15 protein-coding genes and 1 tRNA gene are annotated in these 21,513 nt (G+C 57.8%); 8 read left to right on the top strand and 8 right to left on the bottom strand.

Annotation, left to right across the window (positions count from 1 at the left end; translation table 11 throughout):
* The first annotated feature begins 86 nt into the window (after positions 1-86).
* The 3 genes from SH139x_RS19595 to SH139x_RS19585 are packed head-to-tail and all read left to right on the top strand — an operon-like array spanning position 87 to position 4,839.
* Positions 87-1,085, top strand: a complete 999-nt coding sequence (locus SH139x_RS19595; RefSeq protein WP_488351457.1) for an AAA family ATPase — start codon at positions 87-89, stop codon at positions 1,083-1,085.
* Positions 1,082-2,440, top strand: coding sequence for a DUF58 domain-containing protein (locus SH139x_RS19590; RefSeq protein WP_488351456.1), 1,359 nt, complete (start codon positions 1,082-1,084; stop codon positions 2,438-2,440). The genes SH139x_RS19595 and SH139x_RS19590 overlap by 4 nt, the downstream gene beginning before the upstream one ends.
* Positions 2,437-4,839 (top strand): DUF4129 domain-containing protein, encoded by a 2,403-nt coding sequence (locus tag SH139x_RS19585; protein ID WP_488351455.1) that lies wholly within the window; start codon positions 2,437-2,439, stop codon positions 4,837-4,839. The genes SH139x_RS19590 and SH139x_RS19585 overlap by 4 nt, the downstream gene beginning before the upstream one ends.
* Here SH139x_RS19585 and SH139x_RS19580 read toward each other — a convergent pair.
* Positions 4,749-6,611 (bottom strand): UbiD family decarboxylase, encoded by a 1,863-nt coding sequence (locus tag SH139x_RS19580; protein WP_488351454.1) that lies wholly within the window; start codon positions 6,609-6,611, stop codon positions 4,749-4,751. The genes SH139x_RS19585 and SH139x_RS19580 overlap by 91 nt on opposite strands.
* Positions 6,612-6,722: 111 nt before the next feature.
* Between SH139x_RS19580 and SH139x_RS19575 the strand changes: the two genes are divergently transcribed.
* The 3 genes from SH139x_RS19575 to SH139x_RS19565 all read left to right on the top strand — a co-directional run bounded on the left by SH139x_RS19575 (position 6,723) and on the right by SH139x_RS19565 (position 10,736).
* Positions 6,723-8,183, top strand: a complete 1,461-nt coding sequence (locus SH139x_RS19575; protein WP_488351453.1) for a leucyl aminopeptidase — start codon at positions 6,723-6,725, stop codon at positions 8,181-8,183.
* 80 nt (positions 8,184-8,263) lie between these two features.
* The gene (locus SH139x_RS19570) at positions 8,264-9,628 is read left to right on the top strand and encodes a Gfo/Idh/MocA family protein (RefSeq protein ID WP_488356050.1); all 1,365 of its coding nucleotides are present in this window, start codon (positions 8,264-8,266) and stop codon (positions 9,626-9,628) included.
* A gap of 415 nt (positions 9,629-10,043) precedes the next feature.
* Positions 10,044-10,736: a CDP-alcohol phosphatidyltransferase family protein gene (locus SH139x_RS19565; protein ID WP_488351452.1), complete on the top strand. Its 693-nt coding sequence runs from the start codon at positions 10,044-10,046 to the stop codon at positions 10,734-10,736.
* A 37-nt stretch (positions 10,737-10,773) separates the two neighbouring features.
* Here the strand turns inward: SH139x_RS19565 and SH139x_RS19560 are convergent, their stop codons facing one another.
* The 4 genes from SH139x_RS19560 to csrA form a co-directional block, all read right to left on the bottom strand.
* Positions 10,774-11,262: a hypothetical protein gene (locus tag SH139x_RS19560; RefSeq protein WP_488351451.1), complete on the bottom strand. Its 489-nt coding sequence runs from the start codon at positions 11,260-11,262 to the stop codon at positions 10,774-10,776.
* Positions 11,259-15,299: a S1 RNA-binding domain-containing protein gene (locus SH139x_RS19555; RefSeq protein ID WP_488351450.1), complete on the bottom strand. Its 4,041-nt coding sequence runs from the start codon at positions 15,297-15,299 to the stop codon at positions 11,259-11,261. The genes SH139x_RS19560 and SH139x_RS19555 overlap by 4 nt, the downstream gene beginning before the upstream one ends.
* Positions 15,300-15,524: 225 nt before the next feature.
* Positions 15,525-15,597: transfer RNA gene (locus SH139x_RS19550), tRNA-Glu, on the bottom strand.
* Between the two features lie 291 nt (positions 15,598-15,888).
* On the bottom strand, positions 15,889-16,089 hold the full coding sequence (gene csrA / locus SH139x_RS19545; protein WP_488351449.1) for a carbon storage regulator CsrA: 201 nt from the start codon (positions 16,087-16,089) through the stop codon (positions 15,889-15,891).
* Positions 16,090-16,772: 683 nt separating this feature from the next.
* Between csrA and SH139x_RS19540 the strand changes: the two genes are divergently transcribed.
* A complete protein-coding gene (locus SH139x_RS19540) occupies positions 16,773-17,255 on the top strand; it encodes a DUF2203 family protein (protein ID WP_488351448.1) in 483 nt (160 codons plus the stop codon).
* A 62-nt stretch (positions 17,256-17,317) separates the two neighbouring features.
* On the opposite strand, the gene SH139x_RS19535 is transcribed toward SH139x_RS19540, so the two are convergent.
* The 3 genes from SH139x_RS19535 to SH139x_RS19525 are packed head-to-tail and all read right to left on the bottom strand — an operon-like array spanning position 17,318 to position 20,223.
* Positions 17,318-17,962, bottom strand: a complete 645-nt coding sequence (locus SH139x_RS19535) for a LutC/YkgG family protein (protein ID WP_488351447.1) — start codon at positions 17,960-17,962, stop codon at positions 17,318-17,320.
* On the bottom strand, positions 17,955-19,466 hold the full coding sequence (locus SH139x_RS19530) for a lactate utilization protein B (protein ID WP_488351446.1): 1,512 nt from the start codon (positions 19,464-19,466) through the stop codon (positions 17,955-17,957). The genes SH139x_RS19535 and SH139x_RS19530 overlap by 8 nt, the downstream gene beginning before the upstream one ends.
* A gap of 4 nt (positions 19,467-19,470) precedes the next feature.
* Positions 19,471-20,223, bottom strand: a complete 753-nt coding sequence (locus SH139x_RS19525) for a (Fe-S)-binding protein (RefSeq protein ID WP_488351445.1) — start codon at positions 20,221-20,223, stop codon at positions 19,471-19,473.
* Between the two features lie 238 nt (positions 20,224-20,461).
* Here SH139x_RS19525 and SH139x_RS19520 point away from each other — a divergent pair, with 238 nt between their 5' ends.
* A complete protein-coding gene (locus tag SH139x_RS19520; RefSeq protein ID WP_488351444.1) occupies positions 20,462-21,508 on the top strand; it encodes a hypothetical protein in 1,047 nt (348 codons plus the stop codon).
* Positions 21,509-21,513: the final 5 nt, after the last annotated feature.

Below are 21,513 nucleotides of genomic sequence, written 5' to 3'. Positions count from 1 at the left end.
GCGATGTTTACTTAAGAGGGGGCTGCGTTTAGGCTGGAACCGCTAGTCGCTGGATCAGTCGCCTCGTCTAAGGTTGTCAATTCGATATGTCTGCCCCCCCTTCGTCACCTGCTGCCGTAACGGATTTGGCGCGGCGGATTATTGGCAATGTTGAACTGGCGATTGTTGGCAAGCGAAAACAGCTAGTGCTGTCGCTGGTCGCTTGGCTCTCCGGTGGCCATATTCTGCTAGAGGATGTTCCCGGTGTGGCGAAAACGATGTTGGCCCGCGCGCTGGCTCGCAGTGTCGGCTGTCAGTTTAAACGCGTGCAGTGCACCCCCGACTTGCTGCCCAGCGACGTCACGGGAACATCAATATTCAATCAGAAGACGGCCGAATTCGAGTTTCGTCCTGGCCCTGTTTTCACGCAACTGTTGTTGGCTGATGAAATCAATCGGGCCACACCGCGGACGCAGGCTTCGTTGTTGGAAGCGATGGCCGAAGCGCGGGTTACCGTCGATGGGGTGACGCATACGTTGGACCCACCTTTTCTGGTGATTGCCACGCAAAACCCGGTCGACCACGAGGGTACGTTTCCGCTGCCCGAAGCCCAACTTGATCGCTTTCTGATGCGATTTTCCTTGGGTTATCCGACGATGGAAGAGGAGATGCGGATGCTGGAAATGTTGCAGCGGGCCCATCCCGTCGATTCGCTGCAGGAAGTTGCTTCGGCCGCGGAGCTGATCGATGCTCAGCGAGCCGTACGCGAAGTCTTTGTCGATCCTAAAGTGCGACAGTATTTGCTGCAGATCGTGCATGATACGCGTGGTCATGAGGATTTGGCCCTGGGTGGCAGCCCGCGAGCCAGCATCGCTTTATTCCGATGTGCCCAGGCGATGGCTGCCATTCGCGGGCGCGGCTATGTATTGCCTGACGATGTCAAGCGGATTGTGGGGCCGGTTATGAACCACCGGATCATTGTCCGTCCTGAAAGCCGGCTGCGAAAAATTACCGGAGAGTTAACGATGGAACAAATCCTGTCTGAAATTGCTGTGCCGACGATTAATTTGCCAGCCGAGTCGGCAACCAGCGAGCTGGCCAGATGAGCGACAGCGCCGGGGCGGGCGTCGTGGGCACCAACCGCGTGGGCTTGTTGGGCTGGCTGGCCGGTGGATCGGCGTTGGTGTTGTTGGGCATGGTCGCCGGCGCATCGCTTTGGCTGTATGCGGCATACGCGGCAGTGGCGGTGGCGGCTGGCAACTATCTGATGGCCAAAGCCTGGGCCGAAAACGTCACAGCCACGCGCCGCTCAGGTCCGCTGGAAGTGGAAATTGGCACCACCGTACCGATTGGCATTGAAATTACAAACCGCGGGCGGTTGCCGGTTGCTTGGCTGCTTGTCGAGGATTTATTGCCCCGGGCTGCCCTGATCTACAATCCCCCAGCGTTGGAAGTCGAAGGGGCACGACTGCGCCTGATGTTTCTCAGGGCGGGGCAAAAGCTGCTGCTCAATTATGTGCTCCGCTGCAATCGACGTGGCTACTATCAGATTGGCCCCAGCGTGTTGGAGACGGGAGACTTGATGGGCTTGAGTCGGCGGTATCGCGTGGGCACGGAACCTCAATACTTGCTTGTGATGCCCAAGATTATTCCGCTCTCGGGATATGACGTGGCCTCGCGGCGACCAATCGGGGAAATTCGCCTCACAGAGATGCTGATGGACGATCCCACGCGACTGCGCGGTATTCGACGCTGGCAACCGGGCGACCCGTTACGACAAGTTCACTGGGCGGCGACAGCCCGCACGGGCACTTTGCACAGCAAGATTTATGAGCCGACCAGCGTGGCTGGGGCGACCATGGTGTTGGATCTGCATCAAGAAACCAATCCCAGCCGGCATGAACCAATGCGGTCGGAATTAGCCATCACGCTGGCCGCCTCGATCGCCGCGGCGATGTATGAGATGGGCCAGCCGATCGGGTTGGCATCCAATGGTCGCGATGCGGCCGACCGGATTCGCACCGCCGGATGGGACAGCGACTTTCGCACCCGCACCGCGGCGCAAACTTCGTTGACGATGCGCGACAGCGATAATCGGCTGCGTCCGATCGTTGTTCCCGCTGCCACCGGGCCAGTCCATCAGCAAGAATTGCAACGCACGTTGGCCCGGTTGGAATTGACCGATGCGCTGCGTTTGGGACCGTCGTTGATCGAAGTCGAATCACGGCTTTCCCGTGATACGACCTTGATCATCGTGTTACAGCAAGCGACCGCCGAGACAAGTGCGGCGATCCTGGGAATGGCACGGCGGGGCTGGTCGATCGCCGTCGTTGTGAACGCTTATAATGCCGAGGAGTTCGCCAACGTGGCGGGGCCGATGATCGCTGCGAATATTCCGGTGATGCAGTTGATCGACGAGCAGCAATTGCCCGAAGTTTGCCGCAGGGTGGTGTTACGATGACCCGCAAATTGGAAAAAACGGCAGCCGATTATGCGGTGATCGCAATTTGTCCCGCCTTAATCATTCTGATGCTGACCGCGCTGACTCATTTTTTGGTGCTGTGTGTCTATCGCGGGCAATATACCAGCCGGCTGATGTATATCTTGTTCTTGTTCGTCGTAGCGGCCACGCTGATTGCGCGAATTGCCATTGAACAGGGGCGAGCCTACGCGATGGGTTATGCCGCCGCCCTGGGTGCCGCCACCATGTTGGCGATCAATCGCTTTGTCGTTTTTGATGGGCCGCTCGCGGGGCTAAGTTTCATTGTCAACACGCTATTCATCATCTTAATTTGGTGGTTGGCTGATCGAGTCACCTTTGATTGCACGGTGATTGACGATGCGGAAAATTCCAGCGGCGAAGGCTTGATCGACTCGCGGGGCTTGTTCGGCGGTGTGGGGTCGTGGGGCGCCCGCCGACACGGTCAAGCAGCCGTTGACGTCTCCCTGGACGGGACCAGCGGCAGCGACCAAGATGCTGTTGATTCGCGAGCCCAACCGCGTCGCCGCCGCGGACATCAACCGGGCCGCACCGTGTTGTATTTGGCGATCGCCGCTTTGCCGTTGTTCGGTATCGGTCAATTGGTGCTGCCAGGGTTTGATGCCATTCAAACCGGCGCGCTGCGTTCCTTGGGACTCTATCTGTTCGCCACCCTCACGTTGTTGGTCACGACCAGCTTTCTCGGTGTCCGCCGTTACCTGAGGCAACGCGGTGCCGAAATGCCGGGCGAAGTCTCGGTCGCTTGGCTGGCGGGAGGCGCGGCGCTGGTGGCTGCGTTACTCTTGTTCGCGTTCCTGCTACCCATGCCGGGCCGCATGATCGCCAGCTTGCAATTGCCCGACTGGATTACATCCCCGGACAACTTGAGTGCCAGCCGGTACGGATGGGGTGACGAAGGGACTGAAGATTCTAGACCCGACGCGGCAAAAGCTTCCCAAGGCCACGCCGCCGAGCGACAGCCAGCCGGAGGTAGTAACAACGCTAAAGGTGGCCAGCAAGGTGCACCGACTGGCGCTCCCAGTGAACAAGGAAAAGGTAACCCGCAAAGTTCTCAACAAGGTTCCCAACAAGGTTCACAACAGGGATCCCAACAGGGATCACAACAGGGATCACAACAAGGATCCCAACAAGGTTCACAACAGGGATCCCAACAGGGTTCACAACAAGGATCCCAACAAGGTTCACAACAGGGATCACAACAAGGTTCACAACAAGGATCCCAACAAGGTTCACAACAGGGATCCCAACAGGGTTCACAACAAGGATCCCAACAAGGTTCACAACAGGGTTCACAACAAGGATCCCAACAAGGTTCACAACAGGGATCACAACAAGGTTCGCAACAAGGTTCACAACAAGGTTCGCAACAAGGTTCGCAACAAGGTTCACAACAAGGTTCACAACAAGGTTCACAACAAGGTTCGCAACAAGGTTCGCAACAAGGTTCACAACAGGGTTCGCAGCAAGGTTCACAACAAGGATCCCAGCAAGGTTCACAACAGGGATCCCAGCAAGGATCGCAACAGGGATCGCAACAAGGTTCGCAGCAGGGTTCGCAGCAAGGATCACAACAAGGATCCAAAGAGAATTCTCAGCAGGGTTCCCAACAACAGGACTCTAATCGCTCAGCGGAGCAGACGTCCTCTGGCGAGAGTGGTGGGGAGTCTGCTCAGGGAGGGTCTCAAAATGATCCGCGCAAGGAAGCGAGTGGGGCGGCAGAATCGAGTGATTCTGGTAGCGAATCGGCTGCTAGCAACGAATCTTCCACATCGAATTGGTTGCCTAAATTGGCGAGTTGGGGGACGAGTTTATTCAAGTGGATTTTGGCGGCGATTATGCTGGCAATCATCGTCGTCTTTATTCTCAAGAACCGCGACCTCATATCGCGATGGTGGCAAGACTTGCTGAAATTCTTTGACCGCCCGGAGACGGCTGCTGAGAATGCGAAGGTCGCTTTGGCGGCCCCGAGCGGACCGCCGCCACGTCCCTTTTCGGCTTTTCGCAATCCGCTCACCGCCGGACTCAAACCGCGAGCCAGCATTATCGTCACGTTCCAAGCGTTTGAAGCCTGGGCGCGGGAGGCTGGTGTCGCTCGTGGCGATGAGGAGACGCCGCTCGAGTATGCTCAACGCACCAAACCATTGTTGGGCAAACAAGCTGGCATCTCCCAGCAAGTGATTGATGCTTACAATCGCGTCGTGTACAGCGATCAGCGTGCCACGAAACAAGATCTAAAAGCTGTTGAACAGTTATGGCAATGTATGAGCACTCAGAGCCAACGCGCTAAAGCCCCGCCGCGTGCCGCCAACGCATCGACTCTTGATACCACGTCAGGGTCTTCCACTAGCGGTGGCGCGTGATGCGGTTTGATCGTGGCGTTGATCACTAGCGGACCGTGACAGCCCCAATGTCGGTGAATATTAAACGCGTGAATCCCACCGACATCAACCGCCGGATTGCTGCGCGTGAATGTTACCCATAACCAGTTGTTCAATTGCTTGGCGGTAAACTCCGCGTCGTCGACCAGCGTAATCAGGGGGAAGCCTGCCAGCGGCGATTCGGCTGCGGCAGACTGGGGAACGGTCTGGCTCAGTGACTCGCAGAACCTCTCCAGCATCGCTTCGGACTTTTCTTGCTGGTAGCCGGGTGCTTTGATAGCCAGCACTCCAGGCATCACCAAACGTGGATCTGAAAACCCAGCGGGTAGGATCAAGTCGACGGGCGGGCGATCGGCTAACTGTCTAATCTCTTTTCCGCTGGCTGCCATCACCACTTTACTGCCGCGGTTAAATCCGTCTCCCGAATAATCGAGCGTGTCGATCGTCGTTCGCGTTTGGAAATGCAGGTCGCGGCGCCAGTCAATTCTGCGGAGCAAGTGGTGCAGGAAAGCTTGGATATCGTGTAAGTCAAGTTCCGGCGCGTCGTGGCTGTTCGCGATCATTAGATACTTTGCCAACGACAATTGACCGTTGCCAAGAATCGCATTGGCTTGCGTGAGGATTTCAGCCGGTTCGGTTTGCGGCGCGAAGGGTACGTATCGCTCGCTGCCGAGAGCCAGCAGCAAGGGATGCACGCCAGCCGCATCGACGGCATGCACCGCTTTCACGCCAGGTATGACCGTGGGAATGATCGGCCCGGTCAGTTCATGAATCAGCTGTCCAAAGCTGGTGTCCTCTTGCGGCGGCCTGCCCACCACGGTGAATGGCCAGACCGCGTCTTGGCGATGCCACACGTGCTTGACTCGCATCACTGGAAAATCGTGTTGTAGACTGTAATAGCCGAGGTGGTCGCCGAAGGGCCCTTCCGGTTTCGTTGCCCCCGCGTCAATTTCTCCCACGATGGCAAAATCGGCATCGGCGTAAACGGGGGCCATGTCGGGCCGGCAAATCATTGGCACACGTCGCCCCGACAAGGCTCCGGCGAAAGTCAGTTCGGTCAGTCCTTCGGGAAGCGGCATTACCGCCGCCAAAGTCATGGCTGCCGCTCCGCCGACCGTAATCGCTACTCGCAACCGCTCTCCGCGGCTCATGGCAGCTTGATGATGAACACCGATGCCGCGGTGAATTTGGTAATGCAATCCGACTTCCTGGTCGGCAACGTAGTCGTTCCCCGCCAACTGCACGCGGTACATGCCAAGGTTCACCCGCATCAGATTCTGAGGGGCTTGCGGATCGGCGCTGAGCACTTGCGGGAGGGTCACAAACGGTCCGCCATCGTCGGGCCAACTTTGAATCCCCGGCAGTTCGGACAAGCGACATGAACCAGCCGAGACCGCTCCGCGACGGACTTTGCGTGGCAACATCCGCAGCGCGGTAAAGGGGGCTGACGCGTATCGCCAAGGCCGACGAGGCAAAGCGGTGGGATCGATTTTCAGCTCGATGACTCGCCGCACCGCTTCCAGCGTGTGCCGAAAGAGATAGCGTGATTGCTCCAGCGAGCCAAATAGGTTGGAGACACAAGGAAAGCGACAACCGCGAACATTGGGAAAGTAGACCGCCGGACCGCCGCTGGCGTAGACGCGTCGTTGGATTTCCGCCATTTCCAGCCGCGGATCGACCTCGTGTTCGCAAGTTACCAGGTGACCCCCATGTCGCAGGTCGTCGACCAATGCTCGTGTGCTTCGGTGTTTCATGGAAAGTTACTGGCCGCGGGCTGGTGATCCGAATTCGGTATGCTGGGATAACCGAGGCGGCTGGCTTAAACTAACCAGCCGCTTTTGACCGCCACAGTTTACGAGGATTTTATGCAAGCGATAGCAACCCGTGATTCGGCTTTGGATTTTGGGGGAGACTGTCTTGTTGTTGGGTACGATAAGCAAGGATTTCTTGGCCCCATCGGCGAACAAATCGACAAGTGGCTCGGCGGGGGTGCTAGCCAGTGTTTCGCCAATGGCCTGCTCGACCACTCCAGCTCCGACAGTTCGCTGGTGCCGCTACCAAACGCGAAGAACGCGACCAGCGCCTTGTTGCTGGGGATCGCCGAGCGAACGCAAACGTCCCAGCAAGATGCTTACTCACTGGGGGGGAGAGCTTTACGGCAATTGACCGATCGCGATATTGGAAAGGTCGTTGTTTCGCTGCCAGACTTGGTCCCGGAGCAGTGCCAATCTGCGTTCATCGCCGGTGCTTTGGCGGCGACCCAAGGTCAAGATCTGTATCGCACCAAGCGGGCCACCTATGCTCCGCAAGAGTTGATCTTTGCTGGGGCCAGCGAAGAGCAGTCCAGCACGGGCATTATTTTGGGCGACGCGATTAATTTCACTCGCAAACTGGTCAACGAGCCGGCCAACAAGATGTACCCCGAGTCGTTTGTGGCGGAGGTGCAAGCGATGGCCGCGCAAGTCGGCTTGGAAGTCGAAATTTGGGACACCGACAAATTAGAGGAAGAACGCTGTGAGGCGTTGCTAGCGGTGGGACAAGCCTCCACGCGGCCCTCACGGTTGTTGATTTTGCGGCATCGCGGTGGCCAACCAAATGCCGCTCCGCTGGCCCTCGTCGGCAAAGGAGTCACGTTTGATAGCGGTGGTTTATCGATTAAACCCAGCGACGGCATGGTTGATATGAAGTGCGACATGGCGGGGGCTGCCACCGTTGTGGGTGCCATGCAAGCGATCGCGCAAATGGGGCTTAAGCAGAACGTGTTTGCCTACTGTGGGTTGGTGGAAAACATGATCGCGGGCAATGCCTACAAGCTGGGGGATGTCGTCCGCGCTCGCAGTGGAAAAACGATCGAAATTCTCAACACCGACGCGGAAGGACGTGTCGTCTTGGCTGATGTGCTCGATGTGGCTTGTGAGGATAAACCAGCTTGGATCGTCGATCTGGCCACGCTCACGGGAGCCTGTCTCGTGGCGCTCGGACATGACGTCAGTGGATTGTTCAGCAATCACGACGCATTGGCCCAGCAAGTGGCGGCGGCTGCGGAAAAAACCGGCGAGCGGGTGTGGCAGTTGCCCATGTTTCCCGAGTATGGCGAGTTGATCAAGAGCAACGTAGCGGACATCAAAAACGTCGGCTCGGGACGTTGGGCGGGTGCCATCACGGCGGCCAAGTTCCTGGAGAATTTCGTCCAAGACAAACCTTGGGTACACCTCGATATCGCTGGGCCAGCTTTTGCCGATGCGGCAAAACCGTTCCGTGATGCCGGGGCCACCGGTTCGATGGTGCGGACTTTGGTGCAACTCGTGGCCGATCAGCCTGTATAATAACGGCTCAAGGTCCCCCAGCATTTCCCACCCCCGCACCGCAAAGGCTCGCCGCTGTGTCCAAGCAAACACCTTCTCAGTTGCCAGCAGGCCAACAAACTCTCCGCAGTCGCTCACGCCCCAGCCGGCGAGATTTCCTCACCACGACCTCGGCCGCAGCAGCCACCTTGGCTGTGCCGACCATCGTGCGGGGGCGAAACTTGAATGACAAACTAAACATCGCGGTGATTGGTGTCGGCGGCCGTGGCGGGGGAAATTTGGGATCCGTTGCGGGTGAGAATATCGTCGCCATTTGCGACGTCGATGCGAATACTTTGGGACGCACCTCCGAACGTTTTCCCAAAGCCCGCACGGTGCGAGATTTCCGTCAGTTGTTTGACCATGAAAAAGAATTTGACGCGGTCGTGGTCAGCACCTGCGAACATACGCACGCCTTTGCCACCTTGCCTGCCCTCAAACTCGGCAAGCATGTCTACTGTGAAAAGCCGCTGACTTACAACATTCACGAAGCTCGTGTGATTCGCGAAGCGGCTGCTGAGGCCAACGTGGCGACGCAAATGGGGACACAAATTCACGCCGGCAATAACTATCGCCGCGTGGTCGAGCTGATCCAAACCGGAGCGATTGGGAAAGTGCGTGAGGTTCACGTCTGGGTTTCGCGAACCTGGGGGTGGCAGCCAACGGCCGAGGCGGCCAGGAGTTATGGCGATATCGTCTTTACCGCTGAACGTCCCGCGCAAGCCGATCCGGTGCCCAGCCACCTCGATTGGGATCTTTGGTTGGGGCCAGCTCCGGCGCGGCCTTTTTCAAATATCTACGTACCGGGGCCCAAGTGGTATCGCTGGTGGGACTTTGGCAATGGCACCATGTCGGATCTCGGCAGCCACTGGAATGATTTGCCATTTTGGGCTCTCGATTTGCGCGCTCCGCTAACGATCGAAGCCTCTGGCCCGCCGCCTCATCCCGAAATCGCGCCGGCTTCCATGCAGGCCACCTACACGTACGGGCCACGCGGTGATCAACCCGGTTTGGAGTTAACGTGGTACCAAGGCCAAAATAAACCGCAGCCCTGGCTTGATAAACAAATCCCACAATGGAATGACGGCGCGTTATTCGTTGGTGACGATGGCATGTTGCTGTCGGACTACGGCAAATATGTGCTCTTGCCGGAAGATAAATTTGCCGATTTCCAGCCTCCCGAGCCATTCATCCCGGCATCAATGGGGCATCACGCGGAATGGATTCACGCGTGCAAAACCGGCGCTCCAACCACTTGTAATTTCGAATATGCGGGCTGGTTGACGGAGGCCAATCATCTAGGAAATGTCGCCTATCGAGTCGGGAAAAAATTGGAGTGGGATGCCGAGGCAATGCAATGTCGCAATGCGCCCGAAGCGGCACCAATGATTAAACGTGAATATCGTCCCGGTTGGGAACTGATATAAGGGGCGGACGCCCGAACTTGGTCTCGCCGTAGGGAGTTGGGCTCTTTTTGGAGACCCGCCAATTAGCCAATAAACGCGAGCTAATTCCCAGCGAAGCCAAACCGATTTGCCCGCGAATGACGCAAATCTACGCGACTCAGTCCGATAGCGCGGATATGGATACGACAACATCTATCCTTTCCCATGCGCGCTCATTCGCGTGATTCGCGGGCACCAATCTGATTCGTTGGCCGCGACATTTTGCGGATTTACCGGTGCACGTTTGGAAGGTCGTAGTTTGGGGCGCTTAGCGAAAAGAGCAAATAGCTGCGCGGCATTCGTGGCGGCGCGGTCTCTGTGTGATCTGGCGACCAAGTCATCGCCCGCCCAAAGCGCCTGTCCATAGTCCCGCGACTCTTTAATGTGAACCGATTCGATGTCTCAGCGCATTTCCTACAGCTTGCTTGACCCCTTGATTGGTCCAGTTCTCAAGTCGCTGTATCCTCGTTTGCACATCCCCGCTTGGTTTCCGCCGGAGGGCATTGTGCTGATTGGGCACGGCTTCGCAATCGTTGGGGCCATTGGGTTCGCTTTTTCACTGAGCAGCCCCTGGGGTGGAATTTTGGCGGCGATCGGGGTGCTGGGGAATCACACTGCCGATTGTGTCGATGGCACGCATGCGCGGGCTACTGGCCAATGTCGTCACGGGGGTGAATTGCTCGACCACTTTACCGACCCTATGTCGTTTGCCTATTGGCTGGTAGGGATCTCGGTGGCCCTAGAAACGCTCGGCTGGGGACTTGCCGCTCTGATCATTTTGTTTGGCCACGCGGTGCTGACGAACATCAAATCCAAGCTAACAGGTCGCTTTGTGCTGAGCCGGTTTGGGCCGACCGAGTTTAAGACGCTGTTATTCATCAGCGGACTGGTGTTGGCGACCATCGGTTTAATGGACTTGAAAATCATTCCAGTGCTTTTGGCTGCCGGCGGATTTTTTGCCCTGATCGTTTTTGGAGGGATTCATCTGGTCGTTGATCTTGTTCGTTCGGTGCGAGAAGTCAATCGGTCTGGGAAACCGATCGACACGAGCGAATGGATCAATGCCAAAGACGAAAGCCGGGTTGCTTGAGATTTAGCTGCCAGTGACGACGGCTTTGCAACCCCGCTTATTGAGCGGCCGAATAAAGTTCGGCGTACTCAACCACCCAGGTATCAATCAACTGTTGGAACGCTTGCTCATCGGCTTGTTCCAACGGCTCGTAGAAGTTGCGATTGAACACTTCTTTGTTGGCCACGGTACCTTTGGCGCGGAGGTCCAAAACTCGATATTCGTTGAGTGGTCGGACCGTGATTTCCAAGCGGCTGTAGCGATTGGAACGTTTGCCCCCGGAGATATTAATATCGTCACGGTAGCAACCAGCGCCCCAACCGGCTTCGCCGAAGAGCGTCTCTTTGCGAAAGCCGGGAAAGTGGTTCAACAGTTGGTCTAACTGCTGAGAAATCCGCTCGGAAAGTGATAGCCGGTAGGAAGTGTGCAACCGTTTGGCTTCTTCTTCGTTGAGCGACTCTTGCCGCTCGGCGTTCTGTTGGGAAACCTTGCGATTTTTGCCGCGGGCGATAGCCGATTCCAAGCGATTCTGAAAGTCGTCACTCATGAAGATTGATCCGGCTCTCCGGAGGGCTCGGGTTGCTTCTTCTCCGCTTCGCCGCCAGCGGCCGGTTGTTCCGCTGGGGAACTCGAGGCGACCGCGGGGGAATCGACTTGTGCAACTCGTTCCGTCGCCGCCGAGGCGGGAGGCTGTGCGGTGGAAGTTTCCTCACCGCTGCTAACGGCCTCGTGGCTGGTCTCGGATTGCTTTTGCTCGGGCTGTTCTTGATCCTTGGCGGCTTCTTCCTTCGGTGACTTCATGAACTGGAGCAATTCACTGAAGGAACGTAGGGGTTCTTCGCCGGCTCGTTTGGCCTCGGTAATTGGGGCAACGGGAGCATCGGAACGAGAGACGGTCGTGTAAGTGGTTGGTCCTCGGGAACTGGCTTGGTCCCTGCGGCCACCTTGTCGGCCGCGGCCACCACCAGCGGGTTTGCCACCGCCGCCGCCACCGCGCCCACTTGCATTGGCGCGTCCGCTGTCGTGCGAACGCCCACCCTCCGTCGATCGTCCACCGGCGGCTCCGCCACGTCCGCCACCGGCTGGTCGTGAACCTCCGCCGGCTGGTGCACCGCGGCCGCCTGTCGCGGCGCGAGCTGCTGCTGGTTGTTTCTGGCCGGAAGTCGCTTCGCCTCCGCGAGCTTGACCGCCGCGGCCACCGCGTGCTGCTCCGCCACCACGTTGGTTTCGCTGTTCACGCAATTGAGCGTGCCGCTCCGGAGAGATCCCCGAAAGCGAAACTCGTCGACGTTTGTTATCGATTTCGACGACCCAAGCGGTCAAAACATCACCAATTTGTACAAACTCGTTGAGATCCTCGACGAAGTCCTCAGACAACCGGCTGACGTGAATCAAGCCGCTGCACTCGGGACCAAGTTCCACGAAGACCCCAAAACCGGCCACACCGACAACGACGCCGGAAACCAAATCCCCTGGCTTCAATTCGCTCAGCTTGGGAACAGCCGACATCGAAGCCGCCGGGGCGTGATAATCAAATCCAGCGTCGCTGAATGGTTGACACAGCGAACGCACAATCTGACGCACGCGGTGATCGCCAATCTGCCACTCTTTTACTAGCCGAGCGACTTGATCGCGTTCGGGCAGCGGGTGCAAATAGGGTTCCACGGGGGGCGCCGAATCTGTGGCGACCAGTTGCGACTGAGCACCGTCAACCTGGTTGGATTCAGCCTCGCTGGTGGCAGTTTCGTCCGTCGCATTTTCACTGGGCTGCTCAGCAACAGCGGTGACATCCGCCTGCTCGGTCGCTTCAGACTGCTCAGTAGCTTCGGACTGCTCAGTAGCTTCGGAAGCCGTTGCCTGCTCGGAACTCGTTTCGGTATTCTCGGCGGCCGGAACCGCTTCAGAGCTGGCGGTCGCTTCCGCCTCGGCAGCGGTTGAGGTTTCGGCGTCTGTCGAGGTTTCAGCAGCGGGGCTCGAATCAAGACCGAAGGGCGCATCGGGATCCACGGCCGCGATCTTGACTTCCGTGAAGGTCGCGGAGTTGGCGATCGGATCGGGAGTCAACGATGGCACGTTTTCTACCGAGTAATCGGGCGGAACGTAGCCGGGAGGCGCCGCGGGGGGAGCTGGTATTTCCAGCCTACCCATTAATTTCTCCGCCAGCGGGTAATCATCGGGATGAATTGCGGTCGCATCGAGTGGTTGTTCGCCACCGAACACGCGGAGGAAGCCGGCCGCTTGTCGTTGTGAAACGAGGTCGGGCCAAGCATCAAAGGAGAGCAATTCGTTTCGCGAGCGAATTAACTGGCTGCGTCGAGCGCGATCGATCGATTCGGCTACGCCATCGGTCACTCCCGGCAGCGAAGCCAACCAACCGCGGTCGGCTGAATTCACATCGACGCTGATTTGGCTGACACCGCTGGTGACGACATCTTCGAGAGCACAGGCGAGTTGGCGTTCCGCCAATTCACGCTGGTAACTACCCAATCGCAAGCGACCGACATCCACTTTAGCCAGTGCGCGGGCTGGGGTACGGACCAATTGCGCGAGCCACACTGCGGCGCGGAAACGACGAGGCACCGACCGCAGTTCGCGGTTCCCTTCGGGGCCGCCAGCGTAAATCTCGGCACCCGCTCGTTCGGCCAGCGTCCAGCGGAGGCTGCCACCGGCAGATTGCGCCAGCAGTTCCGAGAGGGCGACTAGGCAACTGCGGCGGGCGGGGCCGTTGGAGAGCACGATCAGATCGACGTGATAAGTGTGCACCAACTCACCGAGCCGAGCCACCAATTGCTGGCGGACCGCTTTGGTTAATTGACAAGCAACATCCTCGGTGTGCAGCACAGCACCATCGACTCCGACAACCGCTAGGGCGGCTGTGCGAGGACCAACGGCATCGATCGCCAACACGTTCTTGGCGGCAATCGGCTCGCGATGCATCTGCCGACGCAGCGAATCGGTGGCAACCGAAATCAGCCGCCGTGCAGCGCGGTCAATCAGATCATCCCACCAAGCGGCCTCGAGCGCCTCGCGGATGGCAGCTTCATTGCTAATCACCATCTCGGACAGCTCGTTGGAAGCCTGTTCGTTGAGGCCTTCGGCAACTTTCGCTAAATGGCGAACAAATTCAGTGGCGTTGTACTTAAAGGAGCACTGCACAACTTGACTTCGCAACGCTCGACCCAGCATGACCACTTGAAAAGCCGTCAAACGGGATTTCGATAGCGACTTGCCTTTGAGCGGTTGCAGCACGCTGACCAACCATTTGCGACGTCGCTGACGGGGAGAAATCTTCTTCCGCGTCTCTTTCGCTTTGGCAGCTTGTTTCTCTTTGTTCGACGATTTCTTGCCGAGCGTTTTAACAGCAGTTTTGCTCGCACCCGCTTCGGTCGGACTGGAGAAATCGGCGAGCAGATCAGCACCAGCTTCGGGAGTGGCTGCGGTGGTTTCGTCGTTTTGAGCAGCAGTTTCTGGCTGAGCGGCAGTTTCCGGCTGAGCGGCAGTTTCTGGCTGAGCGGCAGTTTCTGGCTGAGCGGTAGTTTCTGGCTGAGCGGCAGTTTCCGGCTGAGCAGCAGTTTCTGGCTGAGCGGCAGTTTCTGGCTGAGCAGCAGTTTCTGGCTGAGCGGCAGTTTCTGGCTGAGCGGCAGTTTCTGGCTGAGCGGCAGTTTCTGGCTGAGCGGCAGTTTCTGGCTGAGCGGCAGTTTCTGGCTGAGCGGCAGTTTCTGGCTGAGCGGCAGTTTCTGGCTGAGCGGCAGTTTCTGGCTCGGGCGCTGCAGCAGTCTCGGTCTCTGTTACCGCAGTGGCCTCGGGCGGTGCCGTTTCGGCAGACGATTCGGCAGACGGCGATTCGGAAACTCCAGCGGTCGCGTCAGCGACTCCAGGTTTCTCTGCGGCTGCCGGTTGTTCCTCGGTTTCTTGAGGATGTTTTGCCGAGGCGGGGGCACGGTTGCCGCCATTTTCTGAGTCGATTGCATCATCGGCGTCATCGTTATCGCCGGGCGCTTGTTGGTTCCCCTCATGCGGATCATGCACTTCGAGGATATGCAACTGGACCTGTTTGTCCATCCACAGCGTGGCCGCCTTGAGGATTCGCGAATCGGCAGCAAGGTATTGCCCCAAAACCCCTTCCAAGCCATTGATGGCAGCATCAGCGTGCTCCGCGCCGACTACCATTTCGCCAAGGCGAGAGAGATCGGAGGGATCACCCGGTTTGGGATTAAGGAGTCGCACCGCCAGTCTGCTGGCCGGGTGGGTGTTGCCCGATTCGTTACGAATCCGTCGCGCAATCCGATCGAGTTGACGAGGCGTTTGAGCCTCGGCGATCGACGCTAACAACGCATCATCATCGAGGTTGCCTTCAGAATACTTCTGACGCAACTCCGCTCGACGCTGTTCGAGTTGTTTTTCAGTTCGTAACGCGGAGACAAGCTCCCAGAGCGCACGTTCCGGTATGTCGCCAATTTCATCACGACGATACTGAGCTAGGAACGGAGGGTCATACCCCTGCTCCAGCAATGGAAGAGCAACTCGTAACGCTGACGTTTCGCACCGCTGGCGGCGGGCAATGGCTTCGAGATCAACTGTCATGCCCGACGGGCTCGCATCCGTAATGGCAGACGCAAAAATACGCGGTCGGCCGTACCGACCTATCACACGATGGATCATGCGGGCGCGTCTAGACCTCGACCCGCATGCGGGCCGAAATCTAAGGGCTGCGAGATCATTTGTCAACCGACCAAGCTACGAAAAAAGCCTCGTGGGGCATCGCTTCTTGTTGAAGCGAATCACCCCACGAGGCTTTCGTCAATACAATGACCCCTACGGGAATCGAACCCGTGTCGCCGCCGTGAAAGGGCGGTGTCCTAGACCGCTAGACGAAGGGGCCGTCTTTGCTGCTGCAATAGGTTTACCAGCGTAACGTGGGTATCGTCAAGTGCTGCCGGCAATCCTCGCATAGTTTTTTTCAGACTCTGCTTTTTTGCCAAAAAAAGCCCCTCAAAAACGCCGATTTTTCTCCGGCATGCCGCCTATAGGTGCAACCCTAATCGGCGAAATAACTAGATTGCGGACCACCAATCAGAAAAGACCAGCGGCGCAGAGATGCTCAACCAGGATAGCACGACCAGACTGCCGGCGGCGAACTTCCAGCAATCACCGGAACCGTGCCAACATTCGATCAGAGCGATTCGTTGGCGGTGTCGTCAACTTCGTCCTTGCTGCGTTGAATCGCATCGTAGACTTCGCGACGGTGAACCGGCACTTCGCGGGGCGCTTCAACACCCAAACGCACCTTGTCACCACGAATCTCGACAACGACAATCCGAATGTCATTGTTGATGACGATGCTTTCGTTCTTTTTCCTGGACAGTACTAACATGGCTCAGTCCTCTGTGACCGGCGTACCGATAATTTCCTGCTACACCGAATCATTCGCGTCAAGCAGGAGACTTGCGCAACCAAGAGTCATGTTCCGCAGTCAGCGGCCTTTACTCTCGCTCAGAATCTCACGCCCATGTCGCTAATTCGGACGGGCCGGTTCGCCGACCCTGCGTCGATGTCGATAGATTCCCTATCGAGACGCATTACACTTTACGTCGCTGTGCAAGAACGTCAAGTAAATTTATGCAAGTCCACTTGTTTTTGGGCACTCTATTTGCCTCTAACCTCCCAATAACCCTCCTCATCATTAAATTGGTTGCGTCTCACGGAATGCCGCCGCAAATTGGTCGCTGGGGCCCAAAGGAATTCAGCGGAAGAATTCAGCGACCATTCGCCCAGTTCTCTCGCTAACTTTTCCTGACTCAATTTCTCGGCTGCCGCAGGCACGGGCCGACGCACAAATTGTCTCGCGGTCCCGTACAGACTTTGTCCGTTGGGAACCCGAAGTGATTTCCTCAGTCTAGTCACTGGTCTAAACTGAAGAGACGCCGGAGGCCAGCTCGCTGCCGTGGCAGCAGCATTTGGTCTGTTCGCCGGCCCAACCACGTTCTACCCGTTGTTTTCCGCCTCTGTTCCTCTCACCCCTTTCGTTGCTTTATCACTCTCCTGCATGAACTGTCGATGCGATACTTCACTCCGGAATCTGCTAACCGCACGTTGCCTCTCGTACGTCGTATTGCGGCCGATCTCGTCGGCTTGCGATTCGAAGTCGTCGTCCGCGGAGAGCGAATCGATCAACTCTCAGAAGCCAATCACGGGCTAACCGGCTCCCCGGCACACGTCGAGGAATTGGAGGCAATGCAATCTTCGTTGCTGGCCGATCGCGAGCGAATGCGAGAAATCGAAGCCGAATTGTCAAGCCTCGGAGTGTTGGTCCATGCTCTCGATCAAGGAGCACTCGACTTTCCCGCCCGCATCGGCTCGCAAGATGTCCGCCTCTGTTGGGTGCCGGCTGATGAAAAAGTCAGCTTTTGGCACCCCATCGGTGCGGACTTCGCCGATCGTCAACCAATCGGGGACACGAATTTTGACCAAGTCGAAAGTGTCAGCGAAGACCCTGACAACGGCTCCGAAACGGATTCCCAACCGTCACTCAAGTCGTGATCGGCCAGCCAGCCTAATTGCCGAGCTGGGGAAGTCCTGCTGGAAAATCAGATGAGAGAAAATCAAACGAGAAAAATTGTCAACGTGCGGCAGCCGTGAGCTCCTAGCACGAGCGATTGCTCGATGTCGGCGGTTTTGCTGGGGCCGGACAAAAATAGGCCGAACGGTTGCGAAACGGTAAGGCCCAAGCGATCGTAAGCCGCGTGCATTTGCGGCACGAGCTGATCGGCAGGGAGGATAATCACCAAAAATTGTGTGATAAAAAAACAAGCCCGGTGGGTCACTTGGGACATCTCCATCCAGATTGCTCCGTTCTCGGCCACGCCAAACTGTCCCTTAGCAATCAACCACTCAAGCCCCTTGAGATAATGCGGATCGTCGTACATCCGTAAATCGGTGTTTCCCGAGATGTATTCCGGTGCCAGCGAAGCCACCCGGCGAGCCTCGGTGAACAGCGGCAAACCGTGCAGAACTTGCTGAATCTGCTCGCCGCTCGCAACGCGGTGCACCGCTGCCCCCACTCCCGTTGCCGCTTGCGTGAACTGGGCCACTAAGTCGTCGTACTGAATCAGTTGCTCGGCTGATAATTCGGGTAATTCCGGTGCCTCAATCCGCTGCGTCCGCAACCGATCGAGGATCGCGGTGCGACCATCGCTTCCCACCTCCGCGCCCGCCGCAACACCATTGCCGCTCGCTTTTTCACTCATCACGTGTTCCTCCCATCACTACGGGACCCGTCGCTTCCCGCGCTGCCAAGTCATTACCCATTGCTTTATCGCCCGTTGCTTTATTGCTGGCTGCTCCATTGCTCGTTGTGCTCTCGCGCTTCGCCCACCACTCTCGGAAACTCTCTTTCGGCGGTTCCGGCAATTCGCGTTCACGTCCCCAGATGTTAAAGCGGTGATACACGAAGATGCGTGGCGAAAGCCGCAGAGCCATTCTGCCGGCGCGACCCGCCGCCCCAAATAGCCGTGGCGAGCGCATCAGCAGGGAAGCGGCCCGCATGGCGAAACGCTTGGCAGGGCTGACCAAATGAAGGCCAGCCAGCTCTTTCCGCCAGGCGAGCAATTGGTGATGGAGCGGGATTTTGACCGGGCAGACATCGGTGCAGCTACCGCACAACGAGCACGCGCTGGGGAGACTTTTGTGACGTTTCGCGTCAACGGTGGGAGACAAGACCGAGCCGATCGGGCCGGGAACCACGCTGCCATAACTGTGCCCACCGCTACGCCGGTAAACGGGGCAAGTGTTCATGCAGGCGCCGCAGCGAATGCAGCTCAGCGCCGAACGAAACTCCTCGTTGTCACGAATTCGCGTCCGCCCGTTGTCGACCAAGACAATGTGTAATTCCCCCGTCACGTTCCCAGCTTCGTCCCGCCGGGGACCGTGAAAGTGAGAAGAGTAAGTTGTGATTGGTTGGCCGGTCGCGCTGCGTGCTAGCAATCTCAAATAGACGGCTAAATCTTTGGCGCGGGGAATCATTTTCTCGATCCCCATCGAGGCGATGTGCAGGGGTGGCAGGGATGCTCCCAAGTCGGCATTGCCTTCGTTGGTGCAAACCACGAAACCGCCCGTCTCGGCGATTCCGAAATTCACGCCGGTAATGCCCGCGTCGGCCGCCAAGAATTTGTCTCGCAGATGCCCCCGCGCCGCTTCGGTCAAATACTGGGGATCGGATGCGCCTTCGCGAGTCCCCAAGTGCTGGTGAAACGTGGCCCCCACCTCTTCCTTCTTGATGTGAATGGCTGGCAGCACGATGTGGCTGGGAGTTTCCTCTCGGAGCTGCACAATTCGCTCACCCAAATCGGTGTCGATCAACTCCATGCCATTACGCTCCAAGAAGGGATTCAGATGGCACTCTTCGGTCAGCATCGATTTGCTTTTGACGACTCGCTTGACGCCGTGCTGTTGCAAAATATCCAGCACGATACGGTTGTGTTCGTCGGCATCATTGGCCCAGTGGACATGGGCCCCGGCAGCCTGGGCGGCCGCTTCGAACTGTTCCAAATAGTCGGCCAGCTTGGCGATCGTGTGACGTTTGATGGTGGCTGCCGATTCCCGCAGCAATTCCCATTCGGGCACCGACTTGGCGGCCCGATCACGTTTTTCTCGCACGAACCAGAGTGCCGAGTCGTGCCACTTTGTGCGTTCACGATTGGCAACGAATTCCGCAGCGGCTTGGGGATGTTCCACAATGGGTAACGCATTCATGAGATCACTTTGCTCGTTCGAGTGGACGCCCAGCAAACACCTGAGCAACATGCATGACACCCAGCGGTTTGCGGTTCCGCCGCAGCAAACCTTCCATGTGCATCAGGCAAGACATGTCTCCGGCAACAATGACTTCGGCACCCGCTTGCGAGTGATCCTCAATGCGATCACGCCCCATCGCAACTGACAAGTCCGCCTCTTGAACCGCGAAAGTGCCGCCAAAACCACAGCACTCGTCGGCTCGCTTGAGGGTCACCAACTCAACTCCTTCAACTCGCCGCAGCAACCGGCTGACCTTGTCATCAACGGCCGTCATCGTTTCGCTCGACCAGCCCAATCGCAATTCTCGCAAGCCGTGGCAACTTTGGTGCAAGCCAACGCGATGTGGGAACCTTGTGCCCAACGATTCGACTTGCAAAATATCGTGCAAAAATTCGCACAGTTCATAAGTTTTGCTTTGCAGTCCATAGTCATTTCGGTCCGCAAAGTACTCCTTGTAGTGATTCCGTACCATGCTAGTGCAGGATCCGGAGGGGCAAACCACGTGGTCATATTCGCGAAAGATCTCAGCAGCCCGCCACGCTAAGGGCTTACTTTGCTCCGTGCACCCCGTGTTGGCCATCGGCTGGCCACAGCATGTCTGCGTCGCCGGAAAATCAACTTCGACCCCGCAGCGTTCCAGCACCTCGACTGTACTAATTGCCACATCGGGATAGAATTGGTCTACGTAACAGGGGACAAACAAGCCAACGCGCATGATGGGAAATCGTCAGGGAAAGAATTCGGCGGGAGTGACTCACAGCGATGTCCGCCAACTTGTCAAAGCTCGCGAAACGGCTGCAGGTCTCTTAGTATACACGACTATCCGTTCCACTCGCACAAAGCCGCAAAACTCTCTCTCTTGCTATTCGCCGGCACGAAATCGCTAACTAGAATGACGTTTCCATCCACCCCGACGTTTCGCTCAAGTGTCGCACTGATTTAGGCCAACCAAGATGTCGATCCGCTTTCGTTGTCCCGATTGCCAAGCATTGATGCAAGTGGACGATCAGGCCGCGGGGCAACGGACCCAGTGCCCTAAGTGCTCCAAAGTGATCGCGGTTCCCCAGCCCCGCAGCGCGCAGAAAGCAGCCGCAGCGGCACCGCGGCCAGCACAGTCGCCCGCGGAAAGCCCCAACTCTCGCAAAACCCCTTCCACCAGCGCCAGCAGAAACATCGCTCCCCAGGCGGCCGGTGCGGTTCAGGAGTCATTGCTGAAGCAAGTTCGCTGCCCGCAGTGTCGGCAGATCATGCGAGCTCAAGCGGGCACGCGAGTCCAATGCCCGCACTGCCAATCGGCGGTCCAGGTGCCCGGCGCAGCCCCAGCCAGTGCCCCAGCACCAGGCAATACCGCTCCGCAACCCGCCTCCGCGGCTCAGTGGCAGGCTCCGGTCAAGCGGCCAGCATCAGCAGCAACCGCGTGGTCAACTCCGGCCGCCAGCAGTTCGCCGTTCGATGCTTTACCGCCAGCCGGTGGAGGTGGGGGAGGTTTTCCAGCGGCCGGCTATTCAACCGCGAACTATGGATCCGCGGGCGGCGCCGCTTCCGCGCAGCCGAACCGGGGAGCTCAATCGTTCAATCCCTACGCCAGCGGCGGGGCCGCCGCGGGTGGCTATGTCGGAGCTGCCGGCAATACCGCCTCACGGACTTGGCAGTACATTGTGCTGGGGGTGATTTTCTTGCTGACTGCTGCGTTGTTCCTGCTGGGTGTGGTCTTGGCGGTTGTCAACTTGGTGCTCGCCTTTGTCAACGAAGCGCCCGAACCGATTCTCAACCAGTTGATCCTGAGAGCCGTGTTGGGATTTGTGATTACGTTGCCAATCGGTGTGGTATATGCCGTCGGAGGCTTAGCCCTGATCCAGCGGACCTCGCTTGCCCAAGCGCGGGCCGTGGCGATTCTCGGTTGTATCCCGCCGCTCAATCTTTGTATCCTCATGCCGTTCGGTATCTGGGCTGTGATTCTCTGCTTCAGTGCTCCTGCCAAGCGGGAGTTCTCCAGCTAGTCGAG

This window comes from Kothea flammea, from assembly GCF_052161645.1.
Classification (GTDB): domain Bacteria; phylum Planctomycetota; class Planctomycetia; order Pirellulales; family Pirellulaceae; genus Laterigemmans.
Note: the sequence above shows the minus strand (reverse complement) of the source record. Positions and strands in the feature narration are given on the sequence as shown.